14 protein-coding genes, 1 tRNA gene and 1 pseudogene are annotated in these 16,640 nt (G+C 72.5%); 11 read left to right on the forward strand and 5 right to left on the reverse strand.

What is annotated here, in order from left to right; genetic code table 11:
- Positions 1–68 precede the first annotated feature (68 nt).
- Positions 69–1,328 carry a PucR family transcriptional regulator gene (locus FB474_RS06270; protein WP_141787861.1) on the reverse strand — a complete coding sequence of 420 codons (1,260 nt, stop codon included), beginning with the start codon at positions 1,326–1,328 and terminating at the stop codon, positions 69–71.
- Positions 1,329–1,535: 207 nt separating this feature from the next.
- Between FB474_RS06270 and FB474_RS06275 the strand changes: the two genes are divergently transcribed.
- Positions 1,536–1,943: a nuclear transport factor 2 family protein gene (locus FB474_RS06275; protein WP_141787862.1), complete on the forward strand. Its 408-nt coding sequence runs from the start codon at positions 1,536–1,538 to the stop codon at positions 1,941–1,943.
- A gap of 139 nt (positions 1,944–2,082) precedes the next feature.
- Here FB474_RS06275 and aceE read toward each other — a convergent pair whose 3' ends face one another.
- Entirely contained in the window at positions 2,083–4,842 is a 2,760-nt protein-coding gene (aceE, locus tag FB474_RS06280; RefSeq protein ID WP_425465302.1) for a pyruvate dehydrogenase (acetyl-transferring), homodimeric type, read from the reverse strand.
- Positions 4,843–4,972: 130 nt separating this feature from the next.
- Positions 4,973–5,821: a formate dehydrogenase accessory sulfurtransferase FdhD gene (gene fdhD, locus FB474_RS06285; protein WP_141787863.1), complete on the reverse strand. Its 849-nt coding sequence runs from the start codon at positions 5,819–5,821 to the stop codon at positions 4,973–4,975.
- 87 nt (positions 5,822–5,908) lie between these two features.
- Here fdhD and FB474_RS06290 point away from each other — a divergent pair, with 87 nt between their 5' ends.
- From FB474_RS06290 to FB474_RS06295, 3 genes are read left to right on the forward strand one after another with little or no spacing between them, the layout of a single operon-like run.
- Complete coding sequence (locus FB474_RS06290; protein ID WP_141787864.1) at positions 5,909–7,294, forward strand: OFA family MFS transporter; 1,386 nt, start codon at positions 5,909–5,911, stop codon at positions 7,292–7,294.
- Positions 7,291–7,446, forward strand: coding sequence for an MFS transporter small subunit (locus FB474_RS20670; protein WP_185746065.1), 156 nt, complete (start codon positions 7,291–7,293; stop codon positions 7,444–7,446). Before FB474_RS06290 ends, FB474_RS20670 begins: the two co-directional genes overlap by 4 nt.
- A gap of 35 nt (positions 7,447–7,481) precedes the next feature.
- Positions 7,482–7,874: a hypothetical protein gene (locus FB474_RS06295; protein ID WP_141787865.1), complete on the forward strand. Its 393-nt coding sequence runs from the start codon at positions 7,482–7,484 to the stop codon at positions 7,872–7,874.
- A gap of 57 nt (positions 7,875–7,931) precedes the next feature.
- Here the strand turns inward: FB474_RS06295 and FB474_RS06300 are convergent, their stop codons facing one another.
- Positions 7,932–9,923, reverse strand: a complete 1,992-nt coding sequence (locus tag FB474_RS06300) for a S53 family peptidase (protein WP_141787866.1) — start codon at positions 9,921–9,923, stop codon at positions 7,932–7,934.
- Between the two features lie 241 nt (positions 9,924–10,164).
- Positions 10,165–12,435: an FdhF/YdeP family oxidoreductase gene (locus FB474_RS06305; RefSeq protein WP_141787867.1), complete on the reverse strand. Its 2,271-nt coding sequence runs from the start codon at positions 12,433–12,435 to the stop codon at positions 10,165–10,167.
- Between the two features lie 112 nt (positions 12,436–12,547).
- Here FB474_RS06305 and FB474_RS06310 point away from each other — a divergent pair, with 112 nt between their 5' ends.
- From FB474_RS06310 to FB474_RS06340, 7 genes and pseudogenes are all read left to right on the forward strand, one after another.
- The gene (locus FB474_RS06310) at positions 12,548–13,045 is read left to right on the forward strand and encodes a DUF3052 domain-containing protein (protein WP_425465303.1); all 498 of its coding nucleotides are present in this window, start codon (positions 12,548–12,550) and stop codon (positions 13,043–13,045) included.
- Between the two features lie 20 nt (positions 13,046–13,065).
- Positions 13,066–13,572, forward strand: a complete 507-nt coding sequence (locus FB474_RS06315) for a peroxiredoxin (protein ID WP_141787868.1) — start codon at positions 13,066–13,068, stop codon at positions 13,570–13,572.
- 14 nt (positions 13,573–13,586) lie between these two features.
- A tRNA-Val gene (locus FB474_RS06320) sits at positions 13,587–13,659 on the forward strand.
- A 1-nt stretch (position 13,660) separates the two neighbouring features.
- The gene (locus FB474_RS06325) at positions 13,661–14,506 is read left to right on the forward strand and encodes a Nif3-like dinuclear metal center hexameric protein (RefSeq protein WP_141787869.1); all 846 of its coding nucleotides are present in this window, start codon (positions 13,661–13,663) and stop codon (positions 14,504–14,506) included.
- Positions 14,503–15,243, forward strand: coding sequence for a zinc ribbon domain-containing protein (locus tag FB474_RS06330; RefSeq protein WP_141789846.1), 741 nt, complete (start codon positions 14,503–14,505; stop codon positions 15,241–15,243). The genes FB474_RS06325 and FB474_RS06330 overlap by 4 nt, the downstream gene beginning before the upstream one ends.
- A gap of 5 nt (positions 15,244–15,248) precedes the next feature.
- Entirely contained in the window at positions 15,249–16,382 is a 1,134-nt protein-coding gene (locus FB474_RS06335) for a bifunctional RNase H/acid phosphatase (protein WP_141787870.1), read from the forward strand.
- Positions 16,383–16,467: 85 nt separating this feature from the next.
- Positions 16,468–16,626, forward strand: a pseudogene (locus FB474_RS06340) (DUF1737 domain-containing protein); the annotation flags it as partial.
- Positions 16,627–16,640: the final 14 nt, after the last annotated feature.

The raw sequence follows: 16,640 nt of genomic DNA on the forward strand, positions 1-16,640 counted from the left end.
TTGCCGCTGCCTCCGGGGGAGGCCGTGACCGAACGCCACGAAGTAACCGGGCGTGTTTTGGAGGGTTCCTACAATGCTTCGAGCTCTGTGCCGGTGGGGTTGCTGTCCGGTGACGGGGGCATGACCGGCTCCTGACCTGGCACGCCGCGGCGCCAGGGACGCTGGGCCGGCTCGGCCAGTCGGCCCACCGCCAGCGCCATGCGCACCACGTGGGCCTCTCGGGGCTGGGCCAGGTCGTAGCCCGTGACGGTGGCGATCCGGCCCAGCCGGTAGCGGACGGTGTTGGGGTGCACGAACAGCACCCGCGCCGTGGCCTCGAGCCCGCCCCCGCCCTCGAGGTAGACCGCGGCGGTCTCGAACAGCGCAGCGCCGCTGGCGGCCAGCGGCCGGTAGACCTGGTCCACCAGCATCCGGCGTGCGGGGGCGTCGCCGGCCAGCACCCGCTCGGGCAGCAGGTCGTCGGCGAGCACCGGGCGCGGTGCCTCCGGCCAGGCGCGCGCCGCCCCCAGGCCGGACAGCGCCGCGCGGGCCGAGCGTCCGGCGGCGAACAGGTGCGGCACCGATGGCCCGACCACGATCGGTCCGTCCGCGAAGTGACCGCCGAGCGCGCGGGCCACCGCCAGCGGGTCCTCCACCCCGCCGAGGATCGCCACGAGGCGCCGGCCCTGCACTGCGGCGAGGCACTCCACGCCGAGGCGCCGCGCGGCCCGGCGCAACCCGTCGACCACCCCTGCGGTGTCACCGGAGGGGGTCGCCCCGGCCACGACCGCCACATGGCTGACCGAGCCCCAGCCCAGGGCCGCGGCCCGGGACTGCATCGAGTCGTCCGCCTCGCCACGCAGGACGGCGTCGACCACGAGCGACTCCAGCCGGGCGTCCCACGCACCGCGCGCCTCCGCCGCCTCGGCGTAGACCTGGGCCGCGGCGAACGCGATCTCGCGGGAGTAGCGCAGTACCGCCTCGCGCAGGGCCTGCTCCTCGCCCGGGGCGGCCAGGTCGGCCACGTCGTCCTCGACGACGTCGACCACGGCGCGGACGAGGTCCAGGGTCTGCCCCAGGCTGATCGAGCGGGTCAGCTCCCGCGGGGCGGTGCCGAACACGTCGGCGGTGATGTGCGGCTGGGCCGAGGGGTCCCGGCACCAGGCGATGAACGCGGCGATACCGGCCTGGGCGACCAGCCCCACCCACGAGCGGTCCTCGGCGGACAGCGCGCGGTACCAGTCGAGGTTGGCCTCCATCCGCTTGATCGCGCCGGTGGACAGTGCCCCTGCGCTGCGCTCCACGCGACGCCGGGTCGCGGCGCTCATCCGACTGCCCTTGGTGGCCATGCCACCAGCCTATTTGTATGCCGTGCACAAGGGGCAGAGGTCCCCGTCGCCGCGGGTGGCGGCCTCCGGGGCGCCCGGCTGCCCGCCCGAGCACCCGCCGGCCTCCTACGAGCTGGCCGCGCGGATGGGCGCGGACTGCGGGACCAACGGCGCGTCGGTGCTGCGGATCCCCGGGCCTACCGTGGCGTTGGGAGTAAGGAGGCCGCGATGCTGGACGAGGCCACCCTGCTGGCAGAGCTGCACAGGCACTGGGGGTTCGCCGGCACGGACCAGGACATCACCCACGAGATCTACCACGACGACGCCGTGCTCGAGTTCCCCCAGTCGGGGGAGCGGTTCGAGGGGGTGGAGAACTTCAAGGTGTGGCGCGAGCAGTTGCCGTACGGGGTGCAGTTCCACATCCGCAGGATCGTCCACCGCGACGACCTCGTGGTCGTGGAGAACCTCATCAGCTACGACGGCGCGCCGTGGCAGTTCGTCGTCAACATCATGGAGTTCCGTGGCGACAGGGTCGCCCGCGAGCGGATCTACATCATGGACGGCTGGGAGCCGGCCTCGTGGCGCAGCCCCTGGCGTGCGCAGACGCCGGCCGATGCACCCTTCCCCGCGCCGTGACTGATGCCGACGGTGTCCGTCGAGGCGACCTCAGCTCGGCAGGCGACCGGTCGGCGTACCGGCTGCGACGCCGGAGGGCGGCAGCGAGCGTGGCGCTCGCTGCCGCCCTCCGGGGTGTCCGGGCCGGTATGCCGTCCGGTCAGGCGTCTCCGCCGGCGTTGCCGGAGGTGCCGGCCGTGATGTCGAGAAGGCGGTAGCGCTCGGCCGCCTCCCGCGCCACGGAGGCGTCGACCTCGCCGCGCCGGGCCAGCATCTGCAGGGTCCGCACCGCGAGGGACGGCCCGTCGATGTGGAAGTAGCGCCGCGCCGCCGGGCGGGTGTCGGAGAAGCCGAACCCGTCGGCGCCGAGGGAGGCGAAGTCACCCGGCACCCACTGCGCGATCTGGTCCTGCACGGCGCGCATGTAGTCGGACACGGCGATGACCGGGCCGGGCGCGTCCTGCAGGCGCTGCGTCACGTAGGGCACGCGCTGCTCGGCCTCGGGGTGCAGGAACGACTGCTCGTCGGCGGCCATGCCGTCGCGACGCAGCTCGCTCCACGAGGTCACCGACCAGACGTCGGCCACGACGCCCCAGTCGTTGCGCAGCAGCTCCTGGGCCTCCAGGGCCCACGGCACACCCACGCCGGAGGCGAGCAGCTGGGCCCGCGGACCCTGCTCGGCGCCCTCGGCGTTGCCGGGCTTGAGGAGGTACATGCCCTTGAGGATGCCCTCGGTGTCGACGTCCTCCGGCTCGGCCGGCTGCACGTAGGGCTCGTTGTAGACCGTGACGTAGTAGATGACGTCCTCGGGGGTGTCGCCGTACATGCGCCGCAGGCCGTCCTCGACGATCGTGGCGATCTCGTAGGCGTAGGCCGGGTCGTAGGAGACGACCGCCGGGTTGGTCGAGGCGATCAGCGGGCTGTGCCCGTCAGCGTGCTGCAGGCCCTCACCGGTGAGGGTGGTGCGGCCGGCGGTGGCGCCGATGAGGAAGCCGCGGGCCATCTGGTCGGCCGCCGCCCAGATCGAGTCGGCGGTCCGCTGGAAGCCGAACATCGAGTAGAAGACGTAGACCGGGACCATCGGCTCGCCGTGGGTGGCGTAGGCCGACCCCGCCGCGGTGAACGCCGCCACCGAGCCGCCCTCGTTGATGCCCACGTGCAGGATCTGGCCCTGCGGGGACTCCTTGTAGGCCAGCATCAGGTCGGCGTCGACCGAGGTGTAGTTCTGCCCGTGCGGGTTGTAGATCTTGGCCGTCGGGAAGAACGAGTCCATGCCGAAGGTGCGCGCCTCGTCGGGGATGATCGGCACCACGCGGCGGCCGAACTCCTTGTCGCGCATGAGCTCCTTGAGCAGGCGGACGAACGCCATCGTCGTGGCGATCTGCTGCTTGCCCGAGCCCTTCTTCACCGCCTCGTAGGCGGTGTGCTCCGGCAGCTTGAGCGCCTTGGGCTGCACCCGGCGGGTGGGGATGCCACCGCCGAGCTTCTGGCGGCGCTCGCGCAGGTACTGGATCGTCGGGTCGTCCTCGCCGGGGTGGTAGTACGGCGGGAGGTAGGGGTTGGCCTCGAGCTGCTCGTCGCTGATCGGGATGCGCAGGCTGTCGCGCAGGCCCTTGAGGTCGTCGAGGGTCAGCTTCTTCATCTGGTGCGTGGCGTTGCGGCCCGCGAAGTGCGTGCCCAGGCCGTAGCCCTTGATGGTCTTGGCCAGGATGACCGTCGGCTGGCCGTTGTGCTCCATGGCCGCCTTGTAGGCCGCGTAGACCTTGCGGTAGTCGTGGCCGCCGCGCTTGAGGTTCCAGATGTCCTGGTCGGTCATCCCGTCGACCATCGCGCGGGTGCGCGGGTCGCGGCCGAAGAAGTGCTCGCGGATGAACGCCCCGTCGTTGGCCCGGTAGGTCTGGTAGTCACCGTCGGGGGTGGTGTTCATCAGGTGCACGAGGGCGCCGTCGCGGTCGGCCGCCAGCAGCGGGTCCCACTCGCGGCCCCAGACGACCTTGATGACGTTCCAGCCGGCGCCGCGGAAGAACGCCTCGAGCTCCTGGATGATCTTGCCGTTGCCGCGGACCGGGCCGTCGAGGCGCTGCAGGTTGCAGTTGATGACGAAGGTGAGGTTGTCCAGCTCCTCGCCGGCCGCGACCTGGAGCAGGCCGCGCGACTCGGGCTCGTCCATCTCGCCGTCGCCGAGGAACGCCCAGACGTGCTGCTGGCTGGTGTCCTTGATGCCGCGGTTGTGCAGGTACTTGTTGAACTGCGCCTGGTAGATCGCGTTCATCGGGCCCAGGCCCATGGACACCGTGGGGAACTCCCAGAAGTCCGGCATGAGGCGCGGGTGCGGGTAGGACGGCAGCGCCACCGGCTTGCCGTCGACGAGGTGGGAGTGCTCCTGGCGGAAGCCGTCGAGCTGCTCCTCGGAGAGCCGGCCCTCGAGGAAGGCGCGGGCGTAGATGCCGGGGGAGCCGTGGCCCTGGATGAAGACCTGGTCGCCGCCACCCTCGTGGTCCTTGCCGCGGAAGAAGTGGTTGAAGCCCACCTCGTAGAGCGTCGCGGCCGAGGCGTAGGTCGAGATGTGGCCGCCGACGCCGATGTCGGGGCGCTGCGCGCGGTGCACCATGACCGCCGCGTTCCAGCGCAGGAACGCGCGGTAGCGGCGCTCCACCTCCTCGTCACCGGGGAACCACGGCTCGGCCTCGGGGGCGATCGTGTTGATGTAGTCGGTCGCCGTCAGCGACGGGACACCGATCTGGCGCTCACGCGCCCGCTCGAGGAGCTTGAGCATGACGTAGCGCGCACGGGTCCGCCCGCTCTCGTCGATCACCCCGTCCAGCGACTCGAGCCACTCCTGCGTCTCCTCGGGGTCGATGTCCGGGAGCTGACTGGGGATGCCGTTCAGGATCGGTCCGGCTTCCTCGCGTGCCACCACGCCTTGTCCTTTCTCGCACTGTCCGTCACTGGCGACGGTGACCCCGTCGGGGCCGCGCGCGGCCCTCAGTGACACCCCATCCTCCACCCGAACGCGGGCTTGGTCACATTCGGGTCCGAGACCTTGACACCTACCCGGCAGTAAGGCCCAGCCGCTCCGCCCCGGCGTAGACCGTCATCCGGGGGTCGCGCACGAAGCCGACCAGCGTCATCCCGGTCTCGGTGGCCAGCTCGACGGCCAGGCTCGAGGGCGCCGAGACGGCCGCCAGGACCGGCACCCCGGCCATGAGCGCCTTCTGGGTCAGCTCGAAGCTGGCCCGGCCGCTGACGGCCAGCACGTGCCCGGCCAGTGGCAACAGCCCCTCGCGCGCGGCCCACCCGAGCACCTTGTCGACGGCGTTGTGCCGGCCCACGTCCTCGCGCACCGCGAGCAGCTCGCCCTCCCCGGTGAACAGCCCCGCTGCGTGCAGCCCGCCGGTGCGGTCGAACACCTTCTGCTGCGCGCGCAGCGCGGCGGGCAGGCCGGCCACGACGTCGGGGGAGAGGCGCAGCGGGTCCTGCGCCACGGCATACCGGCTCCTGGTGGTGATCGCGTCGATGCTGGCCTTGCCGCAGATGCCGCAGGAGCTGGTCGTGTAGAAGTCACGGGCCGCGCTGGCCGGCGGCGGCTGCACGCCCTCGGCCAGGGTCACGTCGACCACGTTGTAGGTCGGGCGCCCGTCCTCGCCCTCGTCGAGGCAGTGCATGAGGTGGCGCACGTCGGAGGCCGCGTCGATGAGCCCTTCGGTGAGCAGGAAGCCGATCGCGAGGTCGAAGTCGTCGCCGGGCGTGCGCATCGTCACCGCCAGCGAGGTGCCGCCGACCCGGACCTCCAGCGGCTCCTCGACCGCGACCGTGTCGGGGCGGGCGACCACGCGCGGCCCCTCCGGGTCGCCGAGGTCGATGCGGTGGGCCGGGGTGCGGCGGGTGACACGTCCCATGCGCCGACTGTATGCCGCGCCGTTCGGCATGCGGTCCACCCCGTCCCGGCGTACCGTCCGGCCCACGGGGCAAGGGGAGGTCTGACCATGTCGGTGCTCGATCGGGAGCGCAGCGTCGCGCGCCCAGGCTTCAGCCGCTGGCTCATCCCGCCGGCGGCGCTCGCGGTCCACCTGTCCATCGGTCAGGTCTACGCGTTCAGCGTCTTCAAGACTTCGCTGGTGGCGCACTTCGGCACCGGGCAGACACCGGTGGCGGCGATCTTCTCCATCGCCATCGTCATGCTCGGGCTGTCGGCGGCCTTCGGCGGGACGTGGGTGGAACGGCACGGGCCGCGGGCGGCCATGGTCGTGGCAGCGCTGTGCTGGAGCGCCGGGTTCCTCGTCGGGTCCCTCGGCATCGCCACCAGCCAGCTGTGGCTGCTCTACCTCGGCTACGGCGTCATCGGCGGGATCGGGCTGGGCATCGGCTACATCTCGCCCGTCTCGACCCTGATCAAGTGGTTCCCCGACCGGCCGGGTCTGGCCACCGGCATGGCGATCATGGGCTTCGGCGGCGGCGCGCTGATCGCCTCGCCGCTGTCCAACGCGCTGCTCGGGCACTTCGACGCGGGCTTCGACCCGACCGCCAAGGACGCGGTGGCCGACGGGCACGCCCTCGCCATGACGTTCCTCGTCCTCGGGGTGGCCTACCTGGTGCTCATGCTCTTCGGCGCCGCGCTGGTGAGGGTGCCACCGGGCAGCGGCCACGCCGACGCGGGCGCGGTGCACGTGCCCGGCCACCGCGGTGCCCAGGTGCGGGCGGCGCAGGCGATCCGGACGCCGCAGTTCTGGCTGGTGTGGGTGGTGCTGTTCTGCAACGTCACCGCCGGCATCGGCATCCTCGAGCAGGCCGCCCCGATGATCCAGGACTTCTTCCGCTCCGGCGGCACCTCCTCGGTGACCGCGGCCGCCGCCGGCGGGTTCGTCGGGCTGCTCAGCCTGGCCAACATGGCGGGGCGGTTCGTGTGGTCCTCCACCTCCGACTGGACCGGGCGCCGGCGGATCTACGTGGTCTACCTCGGTGTCGGCATCGTGATGTACCTCCTGCTGGCCACGCTCGGCACCTCCTCGACGGCGCTGTTCGTCGGCCTGGCGGCGGTCATCATCTCCTTCTACGGCGGCGGTTTCGCCACCGTGCCGGCCTACCTCAAGGACCTGTTCGGCACCCTCGAGGTGGGTGCGGTGCACGGCCGGCTGCTCACCGCCTGGTCGGCCGCGGGCGTCGCCGGACCGGTCATCGTCAACGGCATCCTCGACGCGTCGGGCAAGCCGGGCACCCTGAGCGCCGGCGCCTACCGCCCGGCCCTGTTCGTCATGGTGGGCGTGCTGGCCGTCGGCTTCGTGGCCAACCTGCTGGTCCGCGACGTGGACCGGCGCCACTTCGACGAGTCCGTGGCCGGCGAGGCCGGCACCCTGGAGGAGGTCAGCGCATGAGCATCGACTCACAGGCCCACCGGGCCACCCACGAGCCGGACCCGGGCACCCCGGTCGCCGCCGTCGTCGGCGCCTGGCTGGTCGTGGCCACCCCGCTGGCCTACGGGCTGTGGCAGACCCTGGTCAAGGCCGCCAAGCTCTTCACCGGCTGAGGAACTGCCGACCCCGTGTGCCTCGTCAGAGAGGTATGACCTCTCTCCGGATGCGCCCCCTGTGGAAGTGGCGACTGGTCGGGGCCTGGGGAGTGCTGGTCCTCGTCCTGGCGGCCTGCGGCAGCGCCGGCACGACCGGTGCGCCCTCCGGCTCCTCCTCCGGCGCGACCACGCCGTTCACGCCCTCCACGTCCACCAGCTCACCGTCAGCCGGCCGGGAGACGACGATGACCGGACAGGTCATCGAGGGCGTCAAACCCGGCTGCGTGATCCTCCAGGTGCCCGACCGGCGCTACGCGCTCACCGGCGACCCCGCCCGGGGCCTCGCGGTGGGGACGCGGGTCCGCGTGCGCGGAACCGTGCGTCCGGACCTCGTGAGCCCGTGCGGGAGCACGACGTTCGTGGTCACCGCGGTGACCCACGTCTGAGTCCCTGACCCGTGGTCGGTCTGGCCCGGTCAGCGGTCGAGGCTCAGTGCTGGAGGCTCAAGGCTTCCCGCCCTTGGAGAGCGCCGCGAGGAAGCTCCAGCCGTTGGGGCTGCCCAGCCCGGTGACGTCGTCGTAGCCCGGCCGGGTGTAGATCGTCCCGGTCTGGTTGAACGTGCGCAGGCTGGTCACCGTGCCGCCGGAGGCGTCGAAGCCGTTGGTGAAGTCGACCCGGACGACGCCGTCCGTGACCGCCCGGCCGTGGTCGACGTCGCGGAACGCCGAGGACGCGCCGACCCGGTACAGCTTGGGGTTGAGTAAGCCGAGCGGGCGGCCGCGCAGCTGGTCGGCCAGGGCGGCGATCCCGGCGAACAGGGGGCTGGACAGGCTGGTCCCGCCCAGGCGGTACTCGTCATAGCGGATCGACCCGTCGGGGAAGCTCTGGCTCTGCCCGACCAGCATGCCGGTGTTGGGGTCGCCCACGAGGGCCAGGTCGGGGACCGCACGGTGCGGGCCCTGGCCGAAGAAGTCGCTGATCGACGTGGGCACGAGCTTGCGCTGGTATCCCGGCTGGCGGAACAGCTGGCTGGTCCCGCCACCTCCGCCGTACAGGAAGGCCGGCGCGGAGGGTGACCAGGCGCCGCTCGTGAGGACCGACTTCCCGGTGCCCCAGCCCTGCTCGAAGCCGTACCCGTTGGTCGAGGTGACCGCCAGGGAGGTGCCGCCGACGGCTGTGACGAACGGGTCGGAGGCCTCGTAGTCGACCTGACGGCTGCCGGTGTTGGCGACCTCGTCACCGTTGTCGCCGGAGGAGAACAGCATGCTGATGCCCTGGCCGGCGGCCTGCACGAAGGTCTGGTGCTGCGCCGCGACGTCCGCCTTGCTCGGGGGCTCCCCGACCGAGCCGTAGGAGTTCGTCACCACGTCGGCGAGACCCTGGTCGACCACGAGGTTGACGGCCGCGTTGAGGTCCGTGGTGGCGCAGCTGGTGGCGCCGACGTACAGCACGTCGGACTTCGGGGCGCCCACGTGGACCGCCTCGATGTCGAGGGTCTCCTCGGCATACCAGCCGCTCGCCCCGCAGACGGCGATGTTGGTGAAGGTGCTGGAGACGAGCTGGTGCAGCTGCCCGCTCGCCCACGGGTGCGCGGGGTCGTGCCGCTGGGCGTAGGTCTGGGCGTCGGAGGCGACGAACTGCGAGGCGAAGGCGTCGACGACGGCGACGGTCACGCCGCTGCCGTCGGTGCCCTGGTCCACCGCACCCTGGACGCCGTAGGCGCCGCGCAGCTGGGGCGGGGTGTAGCCGCACGGGGCGTAGGTCAGCGGGTCCGCGAGGATCTGCGGGACCGAGGGGGCCGGCTTCTCGCCGTACCACGTCGAGCACGGCGGGGCGTTGTGGAACACCGGGTCCGGAGGTGGCAGCACCGTCGCCGGCCCGGCGCCGGCGGTGGCCGTCCGGTGCGTCTGCGGCCCCCCGACGTGGCGCGGGGTCATCAACGCGGAGGAGTCGAGGCCGCTGATCCCCAGCACCATGCCCGACAGGCCGGCCGGGACGGAGACCGGCGTCGCGTTCGCCGTCACCCGTGTGCCGGAGCGGTTGTAGTCGCGCAGGTCGGTCTCGAAGGCGCGGTCGACCTGGGCCGTGGTCCCGGTGAACGAGAGGAACCGGTGGTTGGCCGAGTCGTCGGTGACGGAGAACCCGCTGGAGCGCAGCCACCCGGTGACGGCGGCCACCGTCGACGGCGCGGGGGCGAAGCGCGCCCGCCACTGTGCCGCCGTGAGGTAGTGCCCATACTCCGGGCTGGCCGGGTCGGAGACCGCCATGGCCAGGGCGTCCGCCCCGGCCGGGTCGCGCAGGGGCAGCACGGCGCGGAACGTGTGCCGGGCCGTGGCGGGCGTCCGGCCCGCGGCCACCGCGTGCGAGGTCCACGCGGGTGCGTCCTCCACGGTGTGGCGCGAGCCGTTCGCCTGCGCCGGGCCGGGCACGGCGAGTGCCAGCGCAAGGCACGTGCCCGCGCCGAGCAGGCCTGACCGTCGGATCCTGAAGGTCATGAGCGGTCCCTCCCCACCATCGACCACGCCGAGCTGCCGGCGCAGTGGGAGCCTTGCGCATCCGGGAGGGATGCGCCTGAGGCGAACGACGGTGGTCGCCTGCGTCAGGATTCGTAGGCCGGGTGCGACATGACCCGCGAAGTCGACGAAACCCACCCCTCAGCTGGGCTGAGGGGTGGGCTTCGTCGACCTCGGCGGGAGGTGGGTTGTGCGCGGGTCGGGGGGCGCGACCCCCGGGTGGTCAGGCCTTCTCGAGGCGGATGACCAGGCTCTTGGCCACGGGCGTGTTGCTCTTCTCGGCCACGTGGTCGGTGGCCATGAGCACGTTCGTCTCGGGGTAGTACGCCGCCGCGCAGCCGGGCGCCGTCGGGTAGGCGATGACCCGGAACTGCTCGGCGCGCCGCTCGGTGCCGTCGTACTCGCTGACGATGGTGACCAGGTCGCCCTGGTGCAGCCCCATCCGGTGCAGGTCCGTCGGGTTGACCAGGACCACGCGCCGGCCGCCGTGCACGCCGCGGTAGCGGTCGTCGTGGCCGTAGACGGTGGTGTTGAACTGGTCGTGGCTGCGGATCGTCTGCAGCAGCAGCCGGCCCTCGGGCACCTCCAGCACCTGCACCGGGTTGACCACGAGCTGCGCGCGGCCGTCCTTCGTGTCGAACTCGCGGGAGTCCCGCGGCTTGTGCGGCAGCAGGAACCCGCCGGGCTCGCGGACCCGGGTGTTGAAGTCGTCGAACCCCTTGACCACGTCGGCGATCCGGTCACGGACCGCGTCGTTGTCCTCGGCGAAGGTCGCCCACGGGATCTGGCCCACGTCCGGCACCAGCTGGCGGGCCAGGTCGGCGACGATCCGCACCTCGCTGTGGCAGTGCTCCGACGGGGGCGTCAGCGAGCCGGCCGAGAGGTGGACCTGGCTCTGGGAGTCCTCGACGCTGACCGCCTGGAGCCCGCGCGGGGTCTCGTCGCGGTCGGTGCGTCCCAGTGCCGGCAGGATCAGCGCCTCGCGGCCGGTCACGGTGTGCGAGCGGTTGAGCTTGGTCGAGACGTGGACGGTCAGGTCGCACGCCGCCAGCCCCGCGTGGACCACCGGCGTGTCCGGCGTGGCCATGGCGAAGTTGCCGCCCATGCCGAAGAACACCCGCAGCGACTTCTCGCGCAGCCGGCGCACGACGCCGACCGCGTCGAGGCCGTGCTCCCGCGGCGGCACGAACGCGAACTCCTTGGCCAGCTTGTCGAGGAACTCCGGGGGCATCTGCTCCCAGATGCCCATGGTCCGGTCGCCCTGGACGTTGGAGTGGCCCCGCACCGGGCACGGCCCGGCGCCCGGCTTGCCGATGTTGCCCTGCAGCAGCAGGACGTTGGTGACCTCCTGGATGGTGGCCACCGCGTGCTGGTGCTGGGTCAGGCCCATCGCCCAGCAGATGACGGTGGCCCGGGAGGCCATGAACCGCTCGGCGAGGGACTCGATGTCCTCGCGCGCCAGGCCGGTCGCCCGCTCGGTCTGCTCCCAGTCGAGCGTGGCCAGGGACGCCTTGTAGGCGGCATACCCCGTCGTGCGTTCCTGCACGAAGTCGTGGTCGACGACCGAGCCGGGGTTGGCGTCCTCGGCCTGCAGCAGCAGGTGGGCGATGGCCCGGAACAGCGCGTGGTCGCCGCCGAGGCGGATCTGCAGGAAGTCGTCGGCCATGGCCGTGCCGGTCCCGAGGATGCCCTTGACGTTCTGCGGGTTGCGGAAGCGGATCAGCGCGGCCTCGGGCAGCGGGTTGACCGCCACGATGGTGGCGCCGTTCTTCTTGGCGTTCTCCAGGTGGGTCAGCATGCGCGGGGCGTTGGTGCCCGGGTTCTGCCCGCAGATGACGATCAGCTCGGCCTGCTCCAGGGAGTTGAGCGTCACGGCGCCCTTGCCGATCCCGATCTGCTCGGACATGGCGTGGCCGGAGGACTCGTGGCACATGTTCGAGCAGTCGGGCAGGTTGTTGGTGCCGTAGGCGCGCACCATGAGCTGGTACAGGAACGCCGCCTCGTTGCTGGTGCGGCCGCTGGTGTAGAACGCGGCGTCGTCGGGGGAGGGCAGCGCCCGCAGGTGGCGGGTGATGATCGCGTTCGCCTCGTCCCAGGAGACCGGCTCGTAGTGGGTGCCGCCCTCGGGCTTGTACATCGGCTCGGTCAGCCGGCCCTGCTGGCCCAGCCACCACTCGCTCTGGGCGTGCAGCGCCGCGATGGGGTGACGGGCGAAGAACGCCCGGTCGACCCGGCGGGTGGTCGCCTCCCAGGCGACGGCCTTGGCCCCGCTCTCGCAGAACTCCGCCGTGTGCCGGTCCTCCGGGTCGGGGTCCGGCCACGCGCACGACGGGCAGTCAAAACCTTTGTCCTGGTTGAGCTTGAGGAAGGTGCGCGCCGTGCGCGCAGCCCCCATCTGCTCCAGACCCTGCTTGAAGGAGCTGGCGATGGCCGGCACCCCCGTCGCCCAGGTCTTCGGTGGGTGGATCTGCGGCTGCGCCTCTGGATCGACCATGGCCTGACTGTATGCCGCGCCGTCGCCTCCCGCAGGGGGTCCCCACCTGACTCGCAGATGGTCCGACCTGACCAGATCGGGACGAACTGCTTGCATGTTTCTGCTTGACCTAGTGGACTACGCAGGACAGAACATCTCGGTTCGCCGCTCGGCGGGGGACGTCAACAAGGAGGACATGACGGTGGGTGCGACCGCGGAAGCGGCGGCCACGAACGGCTCGGTCGCAAAACTGGGGTTCGTCTCGGGGCAAGGAGTGCAGGAGTTCGGCTGGGACGAGGACGTCGACGACGAGCTGCGGCTCGCCATCGAGGCCGTCACCGGCGGCGAGCTCGAGGACGAGGAGTCGACCGACGTCGCCGACGCCGTCCTGCTGTGGTGGCGCGAGGAGGACGGGGACCTCGTCGACGCCCTGGTCGATGCGCTGACCAACCTGGCCGACCGGGGGTTCATCGTGCTGATGACCCCCAAGGCCGGGCGTGAGGGGCACGTCGACGCCAGCGACGTGGAGGAGGCCGCGCTCACGGCGGGGCTACACACCTCGGGGACCGTCAACGCCTGCGCCGACTGGGCCGGCACGCGACTGGTCGCCCCGAAGTCGGCGCGCCGCTGACGGCTGGCACACTGGGCGCCATGAGCCCCTCGGACGTGCACGCCTTCCCGGTCGTGTCGGTGCCCCCCGCTGTCGGCGAGAGCGCACCCGACTTCCACCTCAAGGACCAGCACGGCCAGGTCGTGTCGCTCCAGGACTTCCACGGCAGCAGGAACGTCGTGCTGGTCTTCTACCCGTTCGCGTTCTCCGGCATCTGCACCGGTGAGCTGTGCGAGATCCGCGACAACATCGCGGCCTTCCAGAACGAGCACGTCCAGGTCCTGGCCGTGTCCGTGGACCACATGTTCACGCAGCGGGCGTGGGCGGAGTCCCAGGGCTACGAGTTCCCGGTCCTGTCCGACTACTGGCCGCACGGCGAGGTCGCCCGGGCCTACGGCGTGTTCGAGGAGCAGGGGGGCTTCGCGGTGCGCGGGACCTTCCTCATCGACACCGACGGCATCGTGCGCTGGAGCCTGGTCAACAAGGTCGGCGAGGCGCGCGACTTCAGCGGCTACCACGCCGCACTCAAGACCCTGGTCCAGGCCTAGCGCCGGACCGGGTGGGGCCTGTAGCTCAGTTGGTAGAGCACCGCGTTTACACCGCGGGTGTCGTCGGTTCGAGACCGGCCGGGCCCACATGCAGGAGCTGACCCTCGCCGAGGTCGTCCACGCCCTCGACGGGCTCTACCCGCCGTCCACCGCGGCCTCGTGGGACCGCGTCGGCCTGGTGACCGGGGACCCCGAGCAGCCGGTGCGGCGCATCCACCTTGCGGTCGACCCGACGCTGGCGGTGGTCCAGGAGGCGCGGGACGCCGGCGCCGACCTGCTGGTCACGCACCACCCGCTGCTGCTGCGCGGGGTGCACAGCGTCGCCACCACCACCGCCAAGGGTGCGACCGTCACGGCCCTGGTCGTCGGTGACGTCGCGCTCTACGTCGCGCACACCAACGCCGACGTCGCCACCCCCGGGGTCTGCGACGCCCTCGCGACCGCGATCGGCCTGCACGACCTCACCCCGCTGGCGCAGGTCGAGGGCCAGGCCCTCGGCCGGGTCGGCGAGCTGCCGGCCGAGGAGTCCCTCGGGGACTTCGCCCGGCGGCTGGCCGGGGCGCTCCCGGCCGCCCCTGGCGGCATCCGCGTGGCCGGTCCGGCGCAGGGCCGGGTCCGCCGGGTCGCGGTCGTCGGCGGCGCGGGCGACGACATGTTCGACGCGGTGCGTGCCAGCGGGGCCGACGTCTACGTCACCGCCGACCTGCGCCACCACCCCGTGCTGGAGGCCCGCGAGGAGGCCCGCGGCGGCACCCCCTACCTCGTCGACGCGGGGCACTGGGCCACCGAGTCCCTGTGGCTGGGCAGCGCCCGCGAGGAGTTGCTGCGCGCCCTCGGGGAGCGGGGCACTACGGTGGAGGTTCACATTTCCACACTGCGCACCGACCCCTGGGACTTCGTGGTCGGCGCCGAGTCGCCCGGAGGTACGTCCTGAAAGCCGACACCAGCCGTCAGTGGCGACTGCTCGACCTGCAGGCGCTGGACACGCGCCTCGACCAGATCGCGCACCGCAAGGCCACGCTCCCGGAGCTGAAGGAGCTGGCCGCGCTGGAGGTGCAGACCGGCGCCCTGGACAGCGAGCTCGTCCGGGCCCGCACCGCGCACGGCGACGTGCAGCGTGAGGTGGCCAAGGCCGAGGCCGACGTGCAGCTCGTGCGTGACCGCGCCGCCCGTGACCAGGCCCGGCTGGACTCCGGGCAGGGCACGGCCAAGGACCTGCAGGCCCTCCAGCACGAGGTCGCCTCGCTGGCCCGCCGGCAGGGCGAGCTCGAGGACGTCGAGCTCGAGGTCATGGAGCGGGCCGAGGCCCTCGAGGCGCGCGTGCGCGAGCTCGAGACCGCCCGCGCCGAGCTGACGGTCAAGGTCGACGCGCTGGAGGCCGCCCGCGACAAGGCGCTGGCCGACCTCGACGCCGAGGCCGCCCAGGTGAGCGCCAACCGCGCCAACGTCGTACCCGGTGTCGGCGAGGACCTCGTCGCCCTCTACGAGAAGATCCGCGCCAACAGCGGCGGCGTCGGGGCCGCGGCCCTGCACCAGCGCCGCTGCGAGGGTTGCCGGCTCGAGCTCAACCAGGTCGACATCAACCGCATCGCCGCTGCGGCCGACGACGAGGTGCTGCGCTGCGAGGAGTGCCGTCGCATCCTCGTGCGCACCTCCGAGTCCGGCATCTGAGCCCGGTGGCGCGCAGGCTGGTCGTCGAGGCCGACGGCGGGTCGCGGGGCAACCCCGGGAACGCCGGCTACGGTGCCCTCGTCCGTGACGCGGCCACCGGTGCGGTGCTCGCCGAGCGGGCCGAGTCGGTCGGCATCGCCAGCAACAACGTCGCGGAGTACTCCGGGCTGGTCGCCGGCCTGCAGGCCGTCCTGGACCTCGAGCCCGGTGCGGCCGACGTCGAGGTGCGGATGGACTCCAAGCTCGTCATCGAGCAGATGGCCGGCCGCTGGAAGATCAAGCACGAGGACATGCGCCGGCTCGCGCTGGAGGCCCGTGACGTGGCCGCCCGGATCAGCGACGCCGGGGGCTCGGTGCGTTTCACCTGGGTGCCGCGCGCCGAGAACTCCGCCGCCGACAAGCTGGCCAACGCCGCGATGGACGGCGAGTCGATCAACCGGCAGGTGGGCCCCACGTCCACCGAGTCGGTCGCGGCGACCTCCGGGGAGTCCACGACCACCGCGCCGGACCTGGGCGTGCCCACCCGCCTGGTGCTGGTGCGCCACGGCGTCACCGACTTCACCGTCGCGGGCAAGCTCGATGGGCGCGGCGGCACCGACCCCGCTCTCAACGCGGCCGGCCAGGTGCAGGCCCAGGCCGCCGGCCGTGCCGTGGCCAACCTGGTGGGGCACGGCTCCGCCCGGCTGGTGACCTCCTCGCTGACCCGAGCGCGCCAGACCGGCGAGGCCATCGCCCGGACCCTGGGCATCGAGGCCGAGGTCGACGCCGACTGGGACGAGCAGTCCTTCGGCGACTGGGACGGCCGCAGCATGGGCCAGATCTCCGCCCGCTGGCCCGAGGAGCTGGGCCGGCTGCGCGGCGACCTCGACTACGCCCGCCCGGGCGGGGAGAGCCACGCGGCGCTGGCCGAGCGGGTGCTCGCCGCCTACCGCCGGGCGGTGGAGCCGGGCGGGGTGGTCGTCGTGGCGACCCACCGCAAGCCCATCCTCGTGGTGCTCACCGAGCTGCTCGGCATACCGCACGAGCGGATCTGGCGGCTGCTGACGGCCCCGGGGTCGCTGTCCGCGGTCGAGGTGTGGGCCGACGGCGGCGCGTCGGTCGCGTTCGTCAACCACACCGCCCACCTGCGGCAGGGCTGAGCACCGGGGCTGGGCACGGGCTGGCGTTGTCCCACGTGCTGAGCCCGACCATCCGCCATGCGGACGGCTGTGGCAGGGTGCGGCCATGGACGAGCGACTTGCCTACCGGGTCCTCACCGGACCGGACGACCGGGCCTTCTGCGAGCGGGTCAGCGCCGCGCTGGCCGAGGGCTACGAGCTGCACGGCCCGCCTGCGCTGACCTTCGACGGCCAACGGGTCATCGTCGCCCAGGCCCTGGTCCTGCGTCGGGAGGGGGA

Origin of the sequence: Oryzihumus leptocrescens, from assembly GCF_006716205.1 — a bacterium.
In the GTDB taxonomy this organism is placed as follows: Bacteria; Actinomycetota; Actinomycetes; order Actinomycetales; family Dermatophilaceae; genus Oryzihumus; species Oryzihumus leptocrescens.

Bases quoted from the DNA above. Each gene is read 5' to 3' on its own strand.
- FB474_RS06270 (WP_141787861.1), bottom strand. From the start codon at position 1,328: ATGGCCACCAAGGGCAGTCGGATGAGCGCCGCGACCCGGCGTCGCGTG.
- FB474_RS06275 (WP_141787862.1), top strand. From the start codon at position 1,536: ATGCTGGACGAGGCCACCCTGCTGGCAGAGCTGCACAGGCACTGGGGG.
- fdhD (WP_141787863.1), bottom strand. From the start codon at position 5,821: ATGGGACGTGTCACCCGCCGCACCCCGGCCCACCGCATCGACCTCGGC.
- FB474_RS06290 (WP_141787864.1), top strand. From the start codon at position 5,909: ATGTCGGTGCTCGATCGGGAGCGCAGCGTCGCGCGCCCAGGCTTCAGC.
- FB474_RS20670 (WP_185746065.1), top strand. From the start codon at position 7,291: ATGAGCATCGACTCACAGGCCCACCGGGCCACCCACGAGCCGGACCCG.
- FB474_RS06295 (WP_141787865.1), top strand. From the start codon at position 7,482: ATGACCTCTCTCCGGATGCGCCCCCTGTGGAAGTGGCGACTGGTCGGG.
- FB474_RS06300 (WP_141787866.1), bottom strand. From the start codon at position 9,923: ATGACCTTCAGGATCCGACGGTCAGGCCTGCTCGGCGCGGGCACGTGC.
- FB474_RS06305 (WP_141787867.1), bottom strand. From the start codon at position 12,435: ATGGTCGATCCAGAGGCGCAGCCGCAGATCCACCCACCGAAGACCTGG.
- FB474_RS06315 (WP_141787868.1), top strand. From the start codon at position 13,066: ATGAGCCCCTCGGACGTGCACGCCTTCCCGGTCGTGTCGGTGCCCCCC.
- FB474_RS06325 (WP_141787869.1), top strand. From the start codon at position 13,661: ATGCAGGAGCTGACCCTCGCCGAGGTCGTCCACGCCCTCGACGGGCTC.